The organism is Amycolatopsis sp. NPDC003865 (assembly GCF_053605345.1).
Genome location: NZ_JBSGJA010000003.1, coordinates 412,656 through 430,847 on the forward strand (window position 1 = coordinate 412,656; position 18,192 = coordinate 430,847).

The 18,192-nt window shown below is 68.9% G+C and carries 29 protein-coding genes; 24 read left to right on the top strand and 5 right to left on the bottom strand.

Annotated elements, in window-relative coordinates; genetic code table 11:
• The first annotated feature begins 10 nt into the window (after window positions 1–10).
• The 3 genes from ACWEVP_RS10600 to ACWEVP_RS10610 are packed head-to-tail and all read left to right on the top strand — an operon-like array spanning window position 11 to window position 2,156.
• Window positions 11–1,690 carry a hypothetical protein gene (locus tag ACWEVP_RS10600; protein WP_452062325.1) on the top strand — a complete coding sequence of 560 codons (1,680 nt, stop codon included), beginning with the start codon at window positions 11–13 and terminating at the stop codon, window positions 1,688–1,690.
• A 26-nt stretch (window positions 1,691–1,716) separates the two neighbouring features.
• Window positions 1,717–1,923, top strand: coding sequence for a hypothetical protein (locus ACWEVP_RS10605; protein WP_452062326.1), 207 nt, complete (start codon window positions 1,717–1,719; stop codon window positions 1,921–1,923).
• A gap of 14 nt (window positions 1,924–1,937) precedes the next feature.
• Window positions 1,938–2,156 carry a hypothetical protein gene (locus ACWEVP_RS10610; RefSeq protein ID WP_452062327.1) on the top strand — a complete coding sequence of 73 codons (219 nt, stop codon included), beginning with the start codon at window positions 1,938–1,940 and terminating at the stop codon, window positions 2,154–2,156.
• Between the two features lie 85 nt (window positions 2,157–2,241).
• Here the strand turns inward: ACWEVP_RS10610 and ACWEVP_RS10615 are convergent, their stop codons facing one another.
• Entirely contained in the window at window positions 2,242–2,721 is a 480-nt protein-coding gene (locus ACWEVP_RS10615) for a GNAT family N-acetyltransferase (RefSeq protein ID WP_452062328.1), read from the bottom strand.
• Window positions 2,722–2,779: 58 nt separating this feature from the next.
• Here ACWEVP_RS10615 and ACWEVP_RS10620 point away from each other — a divergent pair, with 58 nt between their 5' ends.
• Window positions 2,780–3,001 (top strand): hypothetical protein, encoded by a 222-nt coding sequence (locus ACWEVP_RS10620; protein ID WP_452062329.1) that lies wholly within the window; start codon window positions 2,780–2,782, stop codon window positions 2,999–3,001.
• Here ACWEVP_RS10620 and ACWEVP_RS10625 read toward each other — a convergent pair.
• From ACWEVP_RS10625 to ACWEVP_RS10640, 4 genes are read right to left on the bottom strand one after another with little or no spacing between them, the layout of a single operon-like run.
• Window positions 2,985–3,593, bottom strand: coding sequence for a hypothetical protein (locus tag ACWEVP_RS10625; RefSeq protein WP_452062330.1), 609 nt, complete (start codon window positions 3,591–3,593; stop codon window positions 2,985–2,987). The genes ACWEVP_RS10620 and ACWEVP_RS10625 overlap by 17 nt on opposite strands.
• Window positions 3,593–4,783 carry a hypothetical protein gene (locus ACWEVP_RS10630; protein WP_452062331.1) on the bottom strand — a complete coding sequence of 397 codons (1,191 nt, stop codon included), beginning with the start codon at window positions 4,781–4,783 and terminating at the stop codon, window positions 3,593–3,595. The genes ACWEVP_RS10625 and ACWEVP_RS10630 overlap by 1 nt, the downstream gene beginning before the upstream one ends.
• Before the next feature lie 11 nt (window positions 4,784–4,794).
• On the bottom strand, window positions 4,795–5,127 hold the full coding sequence (locus ACWEVP_RS10635) for an ESX-1 secretion-associated protein (RefSeq protein ID WP_452062332.1): 333 nt from the start codon (window positions 5,125–5,127) through the stop codon (window positions 4,795–4,797).
• Window positions 5,127–5,672 carry a YbaB/EbfC family nucleoid-associated protein gene (locus ACWEVP_RS10640; RefSeq protein ID WP_452062333.1) on the bottom strand — a complete coding sequence of 182 codons (546 nt, stop codon included), beginning with the start codon at window positions 5,670–5,672 and terminating at the stop codon, window positions 5,127–5,129. The genes ACWEVP_RS10635 and ACWEVP_RS10640 overlap by 1 nt, the downstream gene beginning before the upstream one ends.
• Before the next feature lie 165 nt (window positions 5,673–5,837).
• Here ACWEVP_RS10640 and ACWEVP_RS10645 point away from each other — a divergent pair, with 165 nt between their 5' ends.
• The 20 genes from ACWEVP_RS10645 to ACWEVP_RS10740 all read left to right on the top strand — a co-directional run bounded on the left by ACWEVP_RS10645 (window position 5,838) and on the right by ACWEVP_RS10740 (window position 18,164).
• On the top strand, window positions 5,838–5,993 hold the full coding sequence (locus ACWEVP_RS10645) for a hypothetical protein (RefSeq protein WP_452062334.1): 156 nt from the start codon (window positions 5,838–5,840) through the stop codon (window positions 5,991–5,993).
• A gap of 560 nt (window positions 5,994–6,553) precedes the next feature.
• Window positions 6,554–6,928, top strand: coding sequence for a 30S ribosomal protein S12 (gene rpsL, locus ACWEVP_RS10650; protein ID WP_003102113.1), 375 nt, complete (start codon window positions 6,554–6,556; stop codon window positions 6,926–6,928).
• Window positions 6,928–7,398, top strand: a complete 471-nt coding sequence (gene rpsG / locus ACWEVP_RS10655) for a 30S ribosomal protein S7 (protein ID WP_003102106.1) — start codon at window positions 6,928–6,930, stop codon at window positions 7,396–7,398. Before rpsL ends, rpsG begins: the two co-directional genes overlap by 1 nt.
• A 63-nt stretch (window positions 7,399–7,461) precedes the next feature.
• Window positions 7,462–9,561, top strand: a complete 2,100-nt coding sequence (gene fusA / locus ACWEVP_RS10660; protein WP_452062335.1) for an elongation factor G — start codon at window positions 7,462–7,464, stop codon at window positions 9,559–9,561.
• Between the two features lie 131 nt (window positions 9,562–9,692).
• Window positions 9,693–10,886 (top strand): elongation factor Tu, encoded by a 1,194-nt coding sequence (tuf, locus tag ACWEVP_RS10665; protein ID WP_364462174.1) that lies wholly within the window; start codon window positions 9,693–9,695, stop codon window positions 10,884–10,886.
• 393 nt (window positions 10,887–11,279) lie between these two features.
• Complete coding sequence (gene rpsJ, locus ACWEVP_RS10670) at window positions 11,280–11,585, top strand: 30S ribosomal protein S10 (RefSeq protein ID WP_003102098.1); 306 nt, start codon at window positions 11,280–11,282, stop codon at window positions 11,583–11,585.
• 31 nt (window positions 11,586–11,616) lie between these two features.
• The gene (gene rplC / locus ACWEVP_RS10675) at window positions 11,617–12,273 is read left to right on the top strand and encodes a 50S ribosomal protein L3 (RefSeq protein WP_452062336.1); all 657 of its coding nucleotides are present in this window, start codon (window positions 11,617–11,619) and stop codon (window positions 12,271–12,273) included.
• Window positions 12,270–12,956, top strand: a complete 687-nt coding sequence (rplD, locus tag ACWEVP_RS10680) for a 50S ribosomal protein L4 (RefSeq protein ID WP_452062337.1) — start codon at window positions 12,270–12,272, stop codon at window positions 12,954–12,956. The genes rplC and rplD overlap by 4 nt, the downstream gene beginning before the upstream one ends.
• Entirely contained in the window at window positions 12,953–13,264 is a 312-nt protein-coding gene (rplW, locus tag ACWEVP_RS10685; RefSeq protein WP_003102087.1) for a 50S ribosomal protein L23, read from the top strand. The genes rplD and rplW overlap by 4 nt, the downstream gene beginning before the upstream one ends.
• Window positions 13,265–13,279: 15 nt before the next feature.
• Window positions 13,280–14,113, top strand: coding sequence for a 50S ribosomal protein L2 (gene rplB / locus ACWEVP_RS10690; protein WP_257921854.1), 834 nt, complete (start codon window positions 13,280–13,282; stop codon window positions 14,111–14,113).
• Window positions 14,114–14,131: 18 nt separating this feature from the next.
• Window positions 14,132–14,413, top strand: coding sequence for a 30S ribosomal protein S19 (gene rpsS, locus ACWEVP_RS10695; RefSeq protein ID WP_003102083.1), 282 nt, complete (start codon window positions 14,132–14,134; stop codon window positions 14,411–14,413).
• Between the two features lie 31 nt (window positions 14,414–14,444).
• Complete coding sequence (gene rplV / locus ACWEVP_RS10700) at window positions 14,445–14,861, top strand: 50S ribosomal protein L22 (RefSeq protein WP_125306112.1); 417 nt, start codon at window positions 14,445–14,447, stop codon at window positions 14,859–14,861.
• Window positions 14,861–15,694, top strand: a complete 834-nt coding sequence (rpsC, locus tag ACWEVP_RS10705) for a 30S ribosomal protein S3 (RefSeq protein ID WP_452062338.1) — start codon at window positions 14,861–14,863, stop codon at window positions 15,692–15,694. Before rplV ends, rpsC begins: the two co-directional genes overlap by 1 nt.
• A 3-nt stretch (window positions 15,695–15,697) precedes the next feature.
• Window positions 15,698–16,117, top strand: a complete 420-nt coding sequence (gene rplP / locus ACWEVP_RS10710) for a 50S ribosomal protein L16 (protein ID WP_004558864.1) — start codon at window positions 15,698–15,700, stop codon at window positions 16,115–16,117.
• Window positions 16,117–16,362 carry a 50S ribosomal protein L29 gene (rpmC, locus tag ACWEVP_RS10715; RefSeq protein ID WP_125306113.1) on the top strand — a complete coding sequence of 82 codons (246 nt, stop codon included), beginning with the start codon at window positions 16,117–16,119 and terminating at the stop codon, window positions 16,360–16,362. The genes rplP and rpmC overlap by 1 nt, the downstream gene beginning before the upstream one ends.
• Window positions 16,359–16,637, top strand: coding sequence for a 30S ribosomal protein S17 (rpsQ, locus tag ACWEVP_RS10720; RefSeq protein WP_285456195.1), 279 nt, complete (start codon window positions 16,359–16,361; stop codon window positions 16,635–16,637). The genes rpmC and rpsQ overlap by 4 nt, the downstream gene beginning before the upstream one ends.
• 91 nt (window positions 16,638–16,728) lie before the next feature.
• Window positions 16,729–17,097, top strand: a complete 369-nt coding sequence (rplN, locus tag ACWEVP_RS10725) for a 50S ribosomal protein L14 (protein WP_004558867.1) — start codon at window positions 16,729–16,731, stop codon at window positions 17,095–17,097.
• Window positions 17,097–17,411 (top strand): 50S ribosomal protein L24, encoded by a 315-nt coding sequence (gene rplX, locus ACWEVP_RS10730; RefSeq protein WP_086675498.1) that lies wholly within the window; start codon window positions 17,097–17,099, stop codon window positions 17,409–17,411. Before rplN ends, rplX begins: the two co-directional genes overlap by 1 nt.
• Entirely contained in the window at window positions 17,411–17,974 is a 564-nt protein-coding gene (gene rplE / locus ACWEVP_RS10735) for a 50S ribosomal protein L5 (RefSeq protein WP_125306115.1), read from the top strand. The genes rplX and rplE overlap by 1 nt, the downstream gene beginning before the upstream one ends.
• 4 nt (window positions 17,975–17,978) lie before the next feature.
• The gene (locus ACWEVP_RS10740) at window positions 17,979–18,164 is read left to right on the top strand and encodes a type Z 30S ribosomal protein S14 (RefSeq protein ID WP_004558870.1); all 186 of its coding nucleotides are present in this window, start codon (window positions 17,979–17,981) and stop codon (window positions 18,162–18,164) included.
• Window positions 18,165–18,192: the final 28 nt, after the last annotated feature.

The window sequence follows — 18,192 nt, forward strand, 5'->3', positions numbered from 1 at the left end:
AGGAGTCTCGATGGAACACGACCACCCCGCGCCGACCGGTTCGTCCACTGTGGACGTCCTGGCGCTGGTGCTGCGGCTCGCGTTGCTGCTGTCCACGGCGTTCCTCGCCGGCGGCGGCCTGCTGCGGGAGCCGGGGCGGCGGCCGCGCGCGCTGTACGTCCTCGGCGGGGTTTCCGCGCTGCTGGCCGTGGTCTCGGCGTTCACCGTCGACGTCAACGTCGTGGCGCTGGCGATCCACGTCGTGCTCGCGGTGGCGGTGCCGGTCCTGCCACGCGCCACGCGCTGGACGTCGGCCGCGCTGCTGCTGCTCGTCGTGCTGGAAACCTCGCTCGGCGGCACCGGCGTCGAGTTCGCGATCGACACGGTGTTCGTCGCCGGGGCGGCCGTGTGGTTCGGGTTCGCGCTGCTCGGTTCGGCGGCGACGACGGTCATCCGGCCCGGGCCGCTGGCCCTCACCCTCGGCGGGCTCCTGGTGCTCGCCGGCGCGGTGCGGCTCGGGCTGTCCGGCCTCGGCTTCGACCGGCGGCTCCACACGACGCTCTTCGGGCTCGCGGTGATGGCCGTCGTGGTGCTGCCGGTCGTGGCCAGCGTGCTCGCGGCGGTCTGCAAGGACCGCGCCTACCGGTTCGGCGCGGCCGCCGTCGCGCTCGGGTTCCTCGCGTGGAGCGCACTGGGTGCGATCCCCGCGCCGCCACCGCTGCCCGTGCCCGGCGTGCCGCTGCTGGCCGACGCTCCGGGCTTCCCGGTGCTGGTCAGCCCGCAGCGGCCGGGTCGCAACGTCGTCCACTTCCCGGCGAGCGCGGGCGACGACCTGTCCGTCGGCGCCGGCGGGCTGGTCACCAAGGCCGGCGCGCGGCCAGGGGCCGAGGGCACGTGGGCCGATGTCGACCTGCCACCCGGCCGGAGCGACCTGGAAATCCGCCGCGGCGACACGACGACGGTCGTGGAGGTCGACGCCGGGACCGCGCCCGGCCCGGCGATCACCGAGGCGGACGCGCCGGAATGCGCGTCGGCGGCGATCGGCGGCCTGGTCGCCGGCCGCGCCGACGTGCTGACGGCGTGCCCGTCCGACGCGCTGACGCCGGAGGACAGCGGCGCGCTGGTCAAGCTCGTCGAGTTCCTCGCCGGGCGGAAGCCGTCCGCGCTCACGCTGGTCGAAGACGACTCGCCGCGCGGTATCGCGGCGGCGAAGCTGGTGCGCGAGACCGCGGCGAGGACCGGACTGGCCGTGCGGCCGGACGCCGGGCCCGACACCGCGCTCGTCGTCGTTTCCGGCTGGAGCGCCGGGTACACCGCGATGACGCGGGCAGCCGGACTGCAGCGCCTCGAACCCACCCACCAGTACGGGCTCTACCTGGCTCCGTGGCTGCTGAACGGGCCGATCGTCAACGCCGTCGCGAGCGCGTCGCTGCCCCTGCGGTTCGACCCGCGGGAGGCGACCGCGGTCGGGTACGCCGTGGCGGTCGGCGACCGCTTCGGCGGCGAAAGCCCGACGCTCGGCGGCTTCCGCGGCTGGCTGGGCGCCGGCCGGCCGGCGGGTGACGTGCAGATCTTCGCCGTCGCCCAGGTCAACGCCATGCCGATGTACCCCTCCGAACCCCACGCCACCGGAATGGTGCTGGACCGCGACTACGCGGGCCAGTGGGTCCCCGACGGAACCATCGTGCCGATCACGTCGGTTCTCCGCTGAAAACCCTTGTTGCGAAAGGAAAATCCATGAAACACGCACTCGCCCGGGTGGTGCTGCCGCTCGTCGCGGCGACGGCGTTCACCGGTCTGGCCGCCGGTGTGGCGTCCGCCGACCCGACCGACGGTTCCGTCTGGCTCGTGCCCGGCGTCGACCTCGGCAGCGTGCTCGGCCCGGTCGGCCGGCCCGTCGACCTGCTCGCCCCCGTCTTCGACCTGATCACCGCTGTTTCCTGAAAGGCAGGCAACCCATGAAGAAGACCCTCGCTGTCGCGGTCCTCACCGGTGCGGCCCTGTTCGGCGCGGCGGCGCCGGCGCCGGCCGCCGACGCCCCCGGAGTCGTCGTGGTCGACGAGCCGGACACCAGCGGCCTGAACAACATCTGGACGTTCGCGCCGCTCGGCGTCCCGGTGCTCGGCCTGATCCAGTCGGTCAACGGCGTGCCGGGCAAGCTCCTGCCCTCTTTCTGACCCGACGGCGGCCCCTCGCCCCGAGGGGCCGCCCGCTTCCCCTTGGGAGTGACCGTGAACCGGCAACTGGTGGTCGCCGCCCGCGTCAGCTGAGGGCCTTGGCGAACCAGTGTTCGGCGAACTGCTCGTCGTTGAAGGGTTCGACTTCCTCGTAACCGACCTTCGCGTACAGCGCGCGGGCCTCGACGAGGTCGTGGCGGGTGTCGAGCCGCATGAGCGCCGAACCGAGCCGCCGGGCGGCTTGCTCGGCGGCCGCCACCAGCGCGGGCGCGCCGCCCGTGCCCCGGTGGGCCGGCTTGACGAAGACCTTGGTCAGCTCGCTGATCCCCGGCGCGACCACGCGGGTCCCGGCGCAGCCCGCGACCGCTCCGTCGAGGTACCCGACGAAGAAGGCACCCGTGGGCGGCACCAGGTCGGTGCCCGGTTCTTCGGCCACGTAATGCGTGAGCTCCGCTTCGCTGACGGGACGCCCGAAGTAGCGCGAAGCGACTTCGTCCATGTAGTCGCGCATGACCGCCACGGCGTCCGGGTGGGCGACGTCGATCTGGGTGATCTTCCAGTTCACGTTCTCATCCTGGGGTCGCTGTCCAGCGAATTCGCCGGGCCCCGGGCACCATGAGGACATGACGACTGTCACGAAGCGCCTGACGGTGGTGGCCGTCCTGCTGATCACGGTGGGCGCGATCCTGCTGTCGGTGGGGGCGATCGGCTTCCGGTCGGACGAGCAGGCCGACGCCAACATCGGCGCCGGCTTCGCGCTGCTGGCGGGGCCTTACATCGTCGGCTTGGGCCTGGTGTTCGCGTTGTCGGCGGGCCTGACGCACCTCACTACGCGCCGCCGCTGACGCTCCACAGCGCCGCGGGCAGCTGGTCCGCCAGGTCGGCGAGGTAGCCGGCCTCGGCGACGATGTTCTGCCGCGTCGCGCAGCCCGGCCCCCAGATCCGCGCCGAGCCGTGCTCGACGACCAAGTCACGCTGCCCGAAGCGCGGGTGCGCCGCCAGCCACCGGGCCAGCTCGCCTTCGAGGCGGGGGTCCGTGGGCATCGACACCTTCCCCGCGGTGATCCGCAGTTCGGGGCTCGGCGGCACCTGGACCTGCGTGACGTGGATGTCGCGGAAGTAGGTGTGGTCGTCGAAGTGCCGGTACGGCTCCTGGGCGTCGACGGCGATCACCGGGCGGTCCTTTTCGCGGAACTCGACCCACGTGGTGTGGCTCCCGGCCAGCGGGCGGCCGCTCGGGTGGCTGACCCCGAAGGTCGGCACCGCGTGCGTGTCACTGGGCACCCCGCTGTCGAAGGTGCCGCCGCGCTCGGCCGCGAACGCCTTGAACCAGTGCTCCTTGCGGCTTTCGACGAACTTCGCGTGCGACCGCCACCAGATCGCCCCCGCGCCCGCGAACACCGCCGCGATCAGGACGATCACCACCACCACGAGCATCAGAAGTCCAGGTCCTCGCGCGTCTCTTCGTCCGGCTGGTGCCGGCCGGGTTCGCCGTAGTCGCTCGCCTTCTTGGCGTTCTTGACGTGGCTGCCGAGCTTGCCGAGGTGGTCGTTGAGCGTCTTGGCCGGGTTGTCGCCGGGCTTGGCCGGGTTGAACCCGAAGACGCCCTTCGCCGCGGCCTCGCCACCCTTCTTCGCCATCTCGGCCAGCGCGTTCTTCCCGGCCCGCTTGCCGATCATCCCTTCGGCGCCCGTGAGCTTGCCGGCCAGGCTCTTGCCCGCGTCCCGCTCGGCGATCTCGCCCAGCTTCTTCGCCGTCTTGCCGTCGGCGAACACCTTGCCCAGCTTCGTCGCGGCCAGCTTGGCCTTCAGCTTCTGCAGCCAGTCGAGGATCTTCTGCAGCAGCTCGCGGACCTTCGACACCTTCTGCGTCGTCTTCGCCGCGGTCGTGCCGAGCTTGACCTCCGACGCCGTGCCCGCGGTGGCGACCGACGCCCCGCAGGTGGGCACCGCGGCCGCCAGCGCCGGGATCCAGATCATGATCAGCCAGGTGATCAGCTCGGTGAGGATCGCCTTGACCAGGTCCTCGACGAAGCTCATCAGCATGCTGCTCAGCTGCAGCATCTGCGCCAGGTCCCCGGACTTCGCCGAGACACCGCCGATGCCGTGGGCGAACTCGCCGAGCGACCGGCGCGCCGCGTCGCCGGCGTTGCCCTGCCAGCCGGCCAGGGAGGTGTCGGCGACCTCGGCGAAGTTCTTCGCCAGCTGGTCGAGCCCGGTGGCGATGGCGTGGAAGTTGTCGGCCGCGATGCCGAGCGCCGGGCCGTCGCCGCTGACGAAGTGGATCGCGTCCTGGATCGGCTGGACCGCGCTGATCAGGAAGTTCAGCCCCTGCCCGACCAGCCAGCCGAGCGGGTCGGTGGCGATGTCGGTGATCGTGCTCGCGCTCGACTGGATGAAGCCGGTCGTGTCGGTCGCGATCGTGCCGAGCCCGAGCGCGATGTCGACACCGTCCGGGTGTGGCGCGCCGGCGGCCTTGACCACCGAGACGACGTCCTTGCCGACGGTCACCGCGCCGCCGGCGAACGGCGTCGCCTTGACCGCGTTGCCGACGTTCACGCCGAGCACGGTCGTGGGGTCGTCGCTCTTGACGCCGACGCCGCTCGCGACGTCCTGGAACTCCGCCATGGTCGTGCCCCCTACGGCTTCTTCGGGCCGTCGAGCAGGACCTCGACCTGGCCGAAGAACGCCTTGTGGTCGTCTTCGGTGCCTTGGTAGACGTCGGCCGCGTCGGTGAACTTCGCCTGCGCCGACGTCAGGCCCTCGGCCATCGACGCCAGCAGGTCGCGCAGCTCGTGCAGCGTCTCGTCGTACCCGTGCTTGGTGAACAGGCCGACCACGCCCCACGACTTGTCGCCGACGTCGGACTGGCCGACCTTCTCGGTGAACTTCGCGCCCTGGTCCTTGTACCTGCCGAGGTCGCCGACGTACCTGCGCAGCGCGTCGACCTCCACCCGGTAGCCGTCCGCCATCAGTCCTCCTCGTCGAACAGGTTCCGCAGGAAGGTGTCGCCCGCGGACCCGCCGCTCGCCGGCGGCGGCTGGGGTGCGTCCGCCTGGCGCAGGACCCGCTGTTCGGAGAAGTCCTCCGGCTGGGCCGCCTCTTCCTCTTCCCGCGTGAGCTTCGACCGCAGCTCCTCGACAGTGGTTCCGAACGCTTCGGCCTGGGTCTCCAGGACCTGGTCGACCAGGCCCAGCTCGTCGCCCAGGTGCTCCTGGACGAGCACCACCTGCCGCCGCGCGGCCTCGCCGACCGCTTCCCGGAGCGTCGTCATGAGGACCGCGGAAAGGGCCTGCGGGCCCTTCGCGAGCGCGGCGTCGGTGAACTTGACGTCGAGGACCGCTCCGCCGGGCCCGGTGACGACCGTCACGCCACCGTCCGCAGAGGACGCGCTCGCCCGCAGCTCGGTCAGCTCCTGCCGCATCGCGCCGAGGCCGGCGAACCGGTCGTCGACGTTCCGGATGCCCGACTGGAACCGTTCGAACTCGGCCACCAGCTGGTCGAACTCGGCCGCCATCCCCTTCGTCCCCTCCCGTTCGCGTGCTGCTCACCACTCATCGTGGCCCTTCGGCGACGGTGTGACGCACGGAACGCCGGATCCGATCCCACTGCATCACCCGGTCGGGTAATGGGTAGGTTGCGGCCGCAAGGGGAAGCAGGGGAACAGCGCTAGGAGTGCGTGATGAGCAGCAGCGAAGGGGCCGGCCGGCCCGACGAAGAACCGAAGTCGACGGGCAGCCACGCGGCGCCCGAGGGGGCCGGGGTGCACCCGCTGATCGACTTGTCGCGTGACCCGAACCCGGGCAAGCCGGACCACGCGAAGCCCGAAGACGACTGAGCCGGCCCGGTCCGACCTCGAGCCGCGGGAGCCGGCCCGGGGCCGGACCGAGCCGACCCGCGCCGGGGCAGGGCCACCGGGCCCGCCCGCTCGCCGGGTCCGACGTCTCGTCGGGCCGGAACGGGGGCCCGCCCGGCGCCACCCCGGCCGCGGAACATTCCCGAGGCCCGCGGTGTTGAACTCGGTGCCGGGGAGCCTCGAGCTCCTCTGAGCCCGGGAAACCGGGACACCGCGGTGACCGGACTCCGGAACATCCCCCGGCCGGGCGGTGCCGAGAGGTAGGCTGGAGGTTCGCCGACCTTCAGACCCCCCGCCGCGTTCCGTCCGGACCCGGGCGGGTATCTTTGGAGACCGTGCCCGGCAGGCGTCGGGCCGCTCCGCGTGCCGTGCGCATGGGCGGGGTGCTCAGGCACCCGGTCACCGGCTTCGGCAGGTCGGGGTTCCGACGGAAAATCCCTCCGGGAAGTTACCGGTCGAAAGACCGTGACGCGGGCCGACACGCCCGACCGCGGGGGCCGGTGAAGACACGAAGAAGCAGATCACGACAGGAAGCTGGTCCATTGCCCACGATCCAGCAGCTGGTCCGCAAGGGCCGCCAGGACAAGGCTGCCAAGCAGAAGACCGCGGCCCTCAAGGGGAGCCCGCAGCGGCGTGGCGTGTGCACCCGCGTGTACACCACGACCCCCAAGAAGCCGAACTCGGCGCTGCGCAAGGTCGCGCGTGTGAAGCTGACCAGCGGCATCGAGGTCACCGCCTACATCCCCGGTGAGGGCCACAACCTGCAGGAGCACTCGATGGTGCTCGTGCGTGGTGGTCGTGTGAAGGACCTTCCGGGTGTCCGTTACAAGATCATCCGCGGTTCGCTCGACACGCAGGGTGTCAAGAACCGCAAGCAGGCGCGCAGCCGGTACGGCGCGAAGAAGGAGAAGAGCTAATGCCCCGCAAGGGTCCGGCCCCGAAGCGGCCGCTGATCTCCGACCCCGTCTACGCCTCCCCGCTGGTCACCCAGCTGGTGAACAAGGTGCTGAAGGACGGGAAGCGGTCCCTGGCCGAGCGCATCGTGTACGGCGCGCTCGAAGGCGCTCGCGAGAAGACGGGCACCGACCCGGTCGTCACGCTGAAGCGCGCCCTCGACAACGTGAAGCCCACCATCGAGGTGAAGAGCCGCCGCGTCGGTGGCGCCACCTACCAGGTGCCGATCGAGGTCAAGCCGGGCCGCTCCACCACGCTGGCGCTGCGCTGGCTGGTCTCCTTCTCGCAGGCCCGCCGCGAGAAGACGATGATCGAGCGCCTGCAGAACGAACTGCTGGACGCTTCCAACGGCCTCGGTGCCTCCGTGAAGCGTCGCGAAGACACGCACAAGATGGCCGAGTCCAACCGGGCCTTCGCGCACTACCGCTGGTGATTTCCGCCCGGCATCAGATGCAAGCCATGCCGGGCCCCACGCTTGAGACAGGGGAACATTCTCGTGGCACGTGAAGTGCTGACCGACCTCAACAAGGTCCGCAACATCGGCATCATGGCGCACATCGACGCCGGCAAGACCACCACCACCGAGCGGATCCTGTTCTACACCGGGGTCAACTACAAGATCGGTGAAGTCCACGACGGCGCCGCCACCATGGACTGGATGGAGGAGGAGCAGAAGCGGGGTATCACCATCACCTCGGCTGCCACCACCACCTTCTGGGACGACCACCAGATCAACCTGATCGACACCCCCGGGCACGTCGACTTCACCGTCGAGGTGGAGCGCAACCTGCGGGTGCTCGACGGCGCGGTCGCCGTCTTCGACGGCAAGGAGGGCGTCGAGCCGCAGTCCGAGCAGGTCTGGCGGCAGGCGGACAAGTACGACGTCCCGCGCATCTGCTTCGTCAACAAGATGGACAAGCTGGGTGCGGACTTCTACTACACCCTGCGCACCATCGAGGAGCGCCTGGGCGTCAAGCCGCTGGCCATCCAGCTGCCGATCGGCGCCGAGAACGACTTCGAAGGCGTCGTCGACCTGGTCCGCATGAAGGCCCTGGTCTGGCGCGGCGAGGTCCAGAAGGGCGAGGACTACACCGTCGAGGACATCCCGGCCGACCTGGCCGACCGTGCCGCGGAGTACCGCGAGAAGCTGGTCGAGACCGTCGCCGAGACCGACGACGCCCTGATGGAGAAGTTCCTCGAGGGCGAGGAGCTGACCGAGGCGGAGATCAAGGCGGGCATCCGCAAGATCGTCATCACCCGCTCGGCGTTCCCGGTCCTGGCCGGCTCCGCGTTCAAGAACAAGGGCGTGCAGCCCATGCTCGACGCGGTGATCGACTACCTGCCGTCGCCGCTGGACGTCCCGGCCGTCGAGGGCCTGCTCCCCGACGGTGAGACCCCGGCGACCCGGAAGGCCTCGGTCGACGAGCCGTTCGCGGCTCTCGCGTTCAAGATCGCGGCGCACCCGTTCTTCGGCAAGCTGACCTACATCCGGGTGTACTCGGGCAAGGTCGCCTCCGGCGCGCAGGTCATCAACGCGACCAAGGAGCGCAAGGAGCGCATCGGGAAGATCTTCCAGATGCACTCCAACAAGGAGAACCCGGTCGACGACGCCCAGGTCGGCCACATCTACGCGGTCATCGGGCTCAAGGACACCACCACGGGTGACACCCTGGCGGACCCGCAGAACCCGATCGTGCTGGAGTCGATGACGTTCCCCGAGCCGGTCATCCGGGTCGCGATCGAGCCGAAGACGAAGGCCGACCAGGAGAAGCTGTCCCTGGCGATCCAGAAGCTGGCCGAAGAGGACCCGACGTTCCAGGTCAAGCTGGACGAGGACACCGGCCAGACGATCATCGCGGGCATGGGCGAGCTGCACCTCGAGGTGCTGGTGAACCGCATGAAGTCCGACTACAAGGTCGAGGCGAACATCGGCAAGCCGCAGGTCGCCTACCGCGAGACGATCAAGAAGACGGTCGACAAGCTCGACTACGTCCACAAGAAGCAGACCGGTGGTTCCGGCCAGTTCGCGAAGGTCATCGTGAAGCTGGAGCCGCTCGAGCGCACCGACGGCGCGCTCTACGAGTTCGACAACAAGGTGACCGGTGGTCGCGTGCCGCGGGAGTACATCCCGTCGGTCGACGCGGGCGCGCAGGACGCGATGCAGTACGGCGTCCTGGCCGGCTACCCGCTCGTCGGGTTGAAGTTCACCCTGTTGGACGGTGCTTACCACGAGGTCGACTCTTCGGAGATGGCGTTCAAGATCGCCGGTTCCATGGCGATGAAGGAAGCCGCGAAGAAGGCCGGCCCGGTGATCCTGGAGCCGATGATGGCGGTCGAGGTGACCACGCCCGAGGACTACATGGGTGACGTCATCGGTGACCTCAACTCCCGCCGTGGTCAGATCCAGGCCATGGAGGAGCGGTCGGGCACCCGCGTCGTGAAGGCGCTGGTCCCGCTGTCGGAGATGTTCGGCTACGTCGGTGACCTCCGGTCCCGCACGCAGGGCCGGGCGAACTACTCCATGGTGTTCGACTCCTACGCCGAGGTTCCCGCGAACGTCGCGAAGGAAATCATCGCGAAGGCGACGGGGGAGTAACACCCCCCACCGCGCGCGGGCATTAAGGGACTCTCCTGAACGTCCGCTAGCACCGACGAAGGAACATTCGGAGGGCAGCAGCCACGCTGCCCTCCGAGCACAAAGCGAAACCAGTCCAGGAGGACATTCCAGTGGCGAAGGCGAAGTTCGAGCGGAGCAAGCCGCACGTCAACATCGGGACCATCGGTCACGTCGACCACGGCAAGACCACGCTGACCGCGGCGATCACCAAGGTTCTGCACGACAAGTACCCCGAGCTCAACGAGTCGCGTGCGTTCGACCAGATCGACAACGCGCCCGAAGAGCGCCAGCGCGGTATCACGATCAACATCTCGCACGTCGAGTACCAGACCGAGAAGCGTCACTACGCGCACGTCGACGCCCCGGGTCACGCGGACTACATCAAGAACATGATCACCGGTGCCGCCCAGATGGACGGCGCGATCCTGGTCGTGGCCGCCACCGACGGCCCGATGCCGCAGACCCGTGAGCACGTGCTGCTCGCCCGTCAGGTCGGCGTGCCCTACATCGTGGTCGCGCTGAACAAGGCCGACATGGTCGACGACGAGGAGATCCTCGAGCTCGTCGAGCTGGAGGTCCGCGAGCTGCTGTCCTCGCAGGAGTTCCCGGGCGACGACGCCCCGGTCGTGCGCGTCTCGGGCCTGAAGGCCCTCGAGGGCGACGAGAAGTGGGCCGAGGCCGTCCTCGAGCTGATGACCGCCGTCGACGACAACGTGCCGGACCCGGTGCGTGAGCTCGACAAGCCGTTCCTCATGCCGATCGAGGACGTCTTCACCATCACCGGTCGCGGCACCGTCGTCACCGGCCGCGTCGAGCGTGGCGTGGTCAACGTGAACGAAGAGGTCGAGATCGTCGGCATCAAGGAGAAGTCGCAGAAGACGACTGTCACCGGTGTCGAGATGTTCCGCAAGCTGCTCGACTCGGGCCAGGCGGGCGACAACGTCGGCCTCCTGCTCCGCGGCATCAAGCGCGAGGACGTCGAGCGCGGCCAGGTCGTCGTGAAGCCGGGTACCACCACCCCGCACACCGACTTCGAGGGCCGGGTCTACATCCTGTCGAAGGACGAGGGTGGCCGTCACACCCCGTTCTTCAACAACTACCGCCCGCAGTTCTACTTCCGCACCACCGACGTGACCGGCGTCGTGACCCTCCCCGAGGGCACCGAGATGGTCATGCCGGGCGACAACACCGACATCTCGGTGCAGCTGATCCAGCCGGTCGCCATGGACGAGAACCTGCGCTTCGCGATCCGCGAGGGCGGCCGCACCGTCGGTGCGGGTCAGGTCACCAAGATCATCAAGTGATTCGGCGCCCCGCCCGGGGGTAATACACCCCCGGGTCAGGGGCGTCAAATCACGTGTGCGACACTATTCAGGTTGCTCGTCCTGGGGCGGCCGACTCCTTTGGGGTCCGGCCGCCCTGGTGCGAGTGGCCACGGTCCGCCGAGCTCTTCCTTCGGGTTGCAGGCGAGCGGGCAAAGGCAGTGAGACGGTCAGCCGGCTCATAGCCTCCTCACGTTGAGGAAGACCAGGCAAGACGACGATCCCGCGGGATCCGTCTGTGCGTCGGGCGCGACACGCCCGACCGCGTGGACCGGGGACAGGGCCGTTGAACTGCGGAAACCCAGGCTCAGGGTGGAAACACCCGGCGGGGTTTGTGAGATAGCGGCACGAGACGACAAGGAACGAGCAGCCACCATGGCGGGACAGAAGATCCGCATCCGGCTCAAGGCCTACGACCACGAGGCGATCGACACCTCGGCGCGCAAGATCGTGGAGACGGTCACGCGCACCGGCGCCCGGGTCGTCGGGCCGGTGCCGCTGCCCACCGAGAAGAACGTTTACTGCGTCATCCGCTCGCCGCACAAGTACAAGGACTCGCGCGAGCACTTCGAGATGCGCACGCACAAGCGTCTGATCGACATCCTCGACCCGACGCCGAAGACGGTCGACGCGCTCATGCGCATCGACCTGCCGGCGAGCGTCGACGTCAACATCCAGTAAGCGTTGGGCGAGCGGCGGAGATAAGAGACTCATGTCTGACAGGCAGATGAAGGGCATCCTGGGCACCAAGCTCGGCATGACCCAGGTCTTCGACGAGCAGAACCGGGTTGTCCCGGTCACCGTCGTGAAGGCCGGTCCGAACGTGGTCACCCAGGTTCGGACCCAGGAGAAGGACGGCTACAAGGCCGTGCAGCTGGCGTTCGGCGCGGTCGACCCGCGCAAGGTGAACAAGCCGCGCACCGGCCACTACGACAAGGCGGGCGTGACGCCGCGCCGGTACCTCGCCGAGCTGCGCACCACCGACGCCGAGACCTACGAGGTCGGCCAGGAGATCACCCTCGAGGTGTTCGCCGCCGGCACCGAGGTCGACGTGACCGGTACCAGCAAGGGCAAGGGCTACGCGGGTGTCATGAAGCGCCACGGCTTCAAGGGCCAGGGCGCGAGCCACGGTGCCCAGGCCGTGCACCGCAAGCCGGGTTCGATCGGTGGCTGCGCCACCCCCGGCCGCGTCTTCAAGGGCCTGCGCATGGCGGGCCGGATGGGCAACGACCGGGTCACCACGCAGAACCTGACCGTGCACGCCGTGCGTGCCGAGGACGGCCTGCTGCTGATCAAGGGCGCCGTGCCCGGTCCCAAGGGCGGCCTGCTGTTCGTGCGCAGCGCCGCGAAGGGTGGTAACTCCGAATGACAAGCGTCGAGCTGAAGACCCCGGCCGGTAAAGCCGACGGCACGGTCGATCTCCCCGCGGAGATCTTCGACGTGCAGGCCAATGTCGCGCTGATGCACCAGGTGGTGGTGGCCCAGCAGGCCGCCGCGCGCCAGGGCACGCACGACACGAAGACCCGTGGTGAGGTCTCCGGTGGCGGCAAGAAGCCGTACCGGCAGAAGGGCACCGGCCGTGCCCGCCAGGGTTCGACCCGCGCGCCGCAGTTCGCCGGCGGTGGCGTCGTCCACGGCCCCACGCCGCGTGACTACTCGCAGCGCACCCCGAAGAAGATGAAGGCCGCCGCTCTGCGTGGCGCCCTCTCCGACCGGGCGCGCGCCGGCCAGCTGCACGTCGTCACCGAGCTGGTGACCGGTGAGAAGCCGTCGACCAAGGCCGCCAAGACCGTCCTCGCCGCCGTCACGGCCGCGAAGCGCGTGCTCGTGGTGCTGGACCGGGCCGACGAGCTGAGCTGGGTTTCCCTGCGGAACCTGCCCGAGGTGCACCTCCTCTGGGCCGACCAGCTCAACACCTACGACGTCCTGGTCAACGACGACGTCGTGTTCACCAAGGCCGCGTACGACGTGTTCGTCGCCGGCCCCGCCCGCGGCAAGGCCAAGGCCTCCGCGCGGTCGGGCGAGGTCACGGAAGGGAGTGACGAGAAGTGAGTTCGGTCGCCATTCCGGACCCCCGCGACATCCTGCTCGCGCCGGTCATCTCCGAGAAGTCCTACGGGCTGCTCGAGGACCACAAGTACACGTTCATCGTCCGCCCGGACGCCAACAAGACCCAGATCAAGATCGCGGTCGAGAAGGTGTTCGGCGTCAAGGTGGTCAGCGTCAACACGGCCAACCGCCAGGGCAAGCGGAAGCGGACTCGCGCGGGCTTCGGCAAGCGCAAGGACACCAAGCGCGCCATCGTGACTCTTTCGCCCGAGAGCAAGGCGATCGAGATCTTCGGCGGACCCACCGCGTAAAGGACTGAGCTGACAATGGGCATCCGCAAGTACAAGCCGACGACCCCGGGTCGTCGCGGTTCGAGCGTCTCGGACTTCGCCGAGATCACCCGCTCCACCCCGGAGAAGTCGCTGCTTCGTCCGCTGAGCGGTTCGGGCGGTCGCAACTCGTCCGGCAAGATCACCACCCGGCACAAGGGTGGCGGCCACAAGCGCGCCTACCGCGTCATCGACTTCCGTCGCAATGACAAGGACGGCATCCCCGCCAAGGTCGCGCACATCGAGTACGACCCCAACCGGTCCGCTCGCATCGCGCTGCTGCACTACGCCGACGGCGAGAAGCGCTACATCATCGCGCCGGAGAAGCTGAAGCAGGGCGACACCGTCGAGAACGGCCCCCGGGCCGACATCAAGCCGGGCAACAACCTGCCGCTGCGCAACATCCCGGTCGGCACCGTGATCCACGCGATCGAGCTCCGCCCCGGCGGCGGCGCGAAGATGGCGCGGTCCGCGGGCGCGAAGGTGCAGCTCGTCGCCAAGGACGGTCCGTACGCCCAGCTGCGTCTCCCCTCGGGCGAGATCCGCAACGTGGACGTGCGCAACCGCGCCACGGTCGGCGAGGTCGGCAACTCCGAGCACGCCAACATCAACTGGGGCAAGGCCGGCCGCAACCGCTGGCGCGGCAAGCGCCCCACGGTCCGCGGTGTCGTCATGAACCCGGTCGACCACCCGCACGGTGGTGGTGAGGGCAAGACCTCCGGTGGTCGCCACCCGGTCAACCCGAACGGTAAGCCCGAGGGCCGTACGCGCCGGCGCAAGCCGAGCGACGCCCTCATCGTCCGCCGCCGGCGTACCGGCAAGAAGCGCTGAGCAGGGAGGTAGAAGCACATGCCACGCAGCCTTAAGAAGGGCCCGTTCGTGGACGACCACCTGCTCAAGAAGGTGGACGCGCTGAACGAATCGGGCAAGAAGACGGTCATCAAGACCTGGTCGCGCCGCTCGACGATCATCCCGGACTTCCTGGGTCACACGATCGCCGTGCACGACGGCCGCAAGCACGTCCCGGTGTTCGTCACCGAGGCCATGGTGGGTCACAAGCTGGGCGAGTTCGCCCCGACGCGGACCTTCAAGGGCCACATCAAGGACGACCGCAAGTCGCGCCGCCGCTGAGCGGGCACGAGAAAAGACAAGGGAAGTAGCGATGAACGCCCAGAACGACGCGACGGTCGAGGCCTTGCCTACGGCTTACGCGCGGGCTCGCTTCGTCCGGGACTCGCCGACCAAGGTGCGCCGGGTGATCGAGCTCATCAAGGGACGTAGCGCCGCCGACGCCTTGGCCGTGCTCCGGTTCGCCCCGCAGGCGGCCAGCGAGCCGGTCGCGAAGGTGCTCGCCAGCGCCGTGGCCAACGCCGAGAACAACCTTCAGCTGGACCCGGAGACGCTCTGGGTCAAGAACGCGTACGCCGACGAGGGCCCCACCCTCAAGCGCATCCGCCCGCGGGCCCAGGGCCGCGCGTACCGGATCCGCAAGCGGACCAGCCACATCACCGTCGAGGTGGAGTCGCGTCCGGCCGTCGCGCAGAAGGCTCAGAGCAAGAAGAAGGCAGGTGGCCGGTAGTGGGCCAGAAGATCAACCCGCACGGTTTCCGCCTGGGTATCACCACGGACTGGAAGTCGCGCTGGTACGCCGACAAGCAGTACGCCGAGTACGTGGCCGAGGACGTCAAGATCCGCAAGCTCCTCGCCACCGGCATGGAGCGCGCGGGCATCTCCAAGGTCGAGATCGAGCGCACGCGTGACCGCGTCCGCGTCGACATCCACACCGCCCGGCCGGGCATCGTCATCGGCCGCCGCGGTGCGGAGGCCGACCGGATCCGCGGCGCGCTGGAGAAGCTGACCAAGAAGCAGGTCCAGCTGAACATCCTCGAGGTCAAGAACCCCGAGGCCGACGCCCAGCTGGTCGCCCAGGCGGTCGCGGAGCAGCTCTCCAACCGCGTGGCGTTCCGCCGCGCGATGCGGAAGGCGATCCAGACCTCCATGCGCTCGCCGCAGGTCAAGGGCATCCGCGTGCAGTGCGGCGGTCGTCTCGGCGGTGCCGAGATGTCCCGTTCCGAGCACTACCGCGATGGCCGCGTCCCGCTGCACACGCTGCGCGCCGACATCGACTACGGCTTCTTCGAGGCCAAGACGACGTTCGGTCGCATCGGCGTCAAGGTGTGGATCTACAAGGGTGAGCTCGTCGGTGGCCTGAAGGCCCGCGAGGCTCGCGACGCCGCCGAGCGTGCGCCGCGCAGTGGTCGCGACCGCAGCGACCGGCCGTCCCGCCCGCGTCGTTCCGGCGCGTCGGGCACGACCGCCACCTCGACCGAAGCCGGTCGCGCGGCCGCTGCCGCCACGACCGAGGCCCCGGCGGCTCCGGCCACCGAGACCGCAGAAAAGACGGAGGGCTGAGACGTGCTCATCCCGCGCAGGGTCAAGCACCGGAAGCAGCACTCCCCGAAGCGCCACGGCGCCGCCAAGGGTGGCACGAAGGTCAGCTTCGGCGAGTACGGCATCCAGGCGCTTGAGCACAGCTACGTGACGAACCGGCAGATCGAGTCCGCTCGTATCGCCATGACCCGTCACATCAAGCGTGGTGGCAAGGTGTGGACGACCATCTACCCGGACCGCCCGCTGACCAAGAAGCCGGCCGAAACCCGGATGGGTTCCGGTAAGGGTTCGCCCGAGTGGTGGATCGCCAACGTGAAGCCGGGCCGCGTGATGTTCGAGATCTCGTTCCCGAACGAGGAGACGGCCCGCGAGGCGCTGCGCCGCGCGATCCACAAGCTGCCCATGAAGTGCCGCATCGTGACCCGTGAAGGTGGTGAGTTCTGATGGCGAAGGCAGGTGCCCTGGCATCGGAGCTGCGTGAGCTCACCGCGGAAGAGCTCGTCCTGCGTCTGAAGGAATACAAGGAGGAGCTCTTCAACCTCCGCTTCCAGATGGCGACCGGGCAGCTCGACAACAACCGCCGTCTGCGCACCGTCCGCACGGACATCGCGCGGATCTACACGGTCATGCGCGAGCGCGAACTCGGCCTGTCCGTTGCCCCCGACGCCGAGAGTGAAGGTGCCGCATGAGCGAGCCCACCACCGAGACGCCGGCCCGGAACGACCGCAAGGTCCGCGAGGGCTACGTCGTCTCGGACAAGATGAACAAGACGATCGTGGTCGAGCTCGAGGACCGCAAGAAGCACCCCCGCTACTCGAAGGTCGTCCGCACCACCTCCAAGGTGAAGGTGCACGACGAGAACAACGAGGCTGGCGTGGGCGACCGGGTCACCCTGATGGAGACCCGCCCGCTGTCGGCGACGAAGCGGTGGCGCCTGGTGCAGATCGTGGAGAAGGCCAAGTAAGCAGGGCTCTTCGGAGTTCTTAGTTCCGCAAGGCTCGCCAACGTGAAATCTCACAAGCGGGCGAGAACCGGCGCGACATACAGGAGTTGACGTGATCCAGCAGGAGTCGCGGCTTCGGGTAGCCGACAACACGGGTGCGAAGGAAATCCTCTGCATCCGCGTTCTCGGTGGTTCCGGGCGGCGCTACGCCGGCATCGGCGACATCATCGTCGCCACCGTGAAGGACGCCATCCCGGCCGCCGGGGTGAAGAAGGGCGACGTCGTCAAGGCCGTCATCGTCCGCACGGTCAAGGAGCGTCGTCGTCCGGACGGTTCCTACATCCGGTTCGACGAGAACGCCGCCGTGCTCATCAAGAACGACAACGAGCCCCGGGGCACCCGCATCTTCGGCCCGGTGGGCCGCGAGCTGCGCGACCGAAAGTTCATGAAGATCATTTCGCTCGCGCCGGAGGTGCTGTGATGAAGGTGAAGAAGGGCGACACGGTCGTCGTCATCGCCGGCAAGGACAAGGGCGCCAAGGGCAAGGTCATCCAGGCTTACCCGGAGCGCGACCGCGTGCTGGTCGAAGGCGTGAACCGGATCAAGAAGCACACGCGGATCACCCAGACCCAGCGCGGCGCGCAGTCCGGTGGCATCGTCACGCAGGAGGCGCCCATCCACGTCTCGAACGTGATGGTCGTCGACTCGGACGGCAAGCCGTCCCGGGTGGGTTACCGCATCGGCGAGGACGGCAAGAAGGTCCGGATCTCGCGCCGGAACGGTAAGGACATCTGATGACCACCGCAGAGAAGGTCGCGCCGCGCCTCAAGGTGCGCTACCGCGACGAGATCAAGGGCCAGCTGCAGGCGGAGTTCTCCTTCGCCAACGTCCACCAGATCCCGGGCGTGGTGAAGGTCGTCGTGAACATGGGTGTCGGCGACGCCGCCCGTGACAGCAAGCTGATCGAGGGCGCGGTCAAGGACCTCGCCCTGATCACCGGTCAGAAGCCCGAGGTCCGCAAGGCCCGCAAGTCCATCGCGCAGTTCAAGCTGCGCGAGGGCCAGCCGATCGGCGCGCGCGTCACGCTGCGCGGCGACCGCATGTGGGAGTTCCTCGACCGGCTGCTGACCATCGCGCTGCCGCGTATCCGCGACTTCCGCGGGCTTTCGCCGAAGCAGTTCGACGGCCACGGCAACTACACGTTCGGTCTCAACGAGCAGTCGATGTTCCACGAGATCGACCCCGACTCCATCGACCGCCCGCGCGGCATGGACGTCACCGTCGTCACGACCGCTACGAACGACGACGAGGGCCGGGCGCTGCTGCGCAAGCTCGGCTTCCCGTTCAAGGAGAACTGAGCCGATGGCCAAGAAAGCACTGGTCCACAAGGCCGCGAAGAAGCCGAAGTTCGCCGTGCGCGCCTACACCCGCTGCCAGCGGTGCGGCCGCCCGCACGCCGTGTTCCGCAAGTTCGGGCTCTGCCGGATCTGCCTTCGCGAGATGGCGCACGCGGGCGAGCTGCCCGGCGTCCGCAAGTCCAGCTGGTAAGAGCTTCTTTTCTAAAACTCCACTTCGC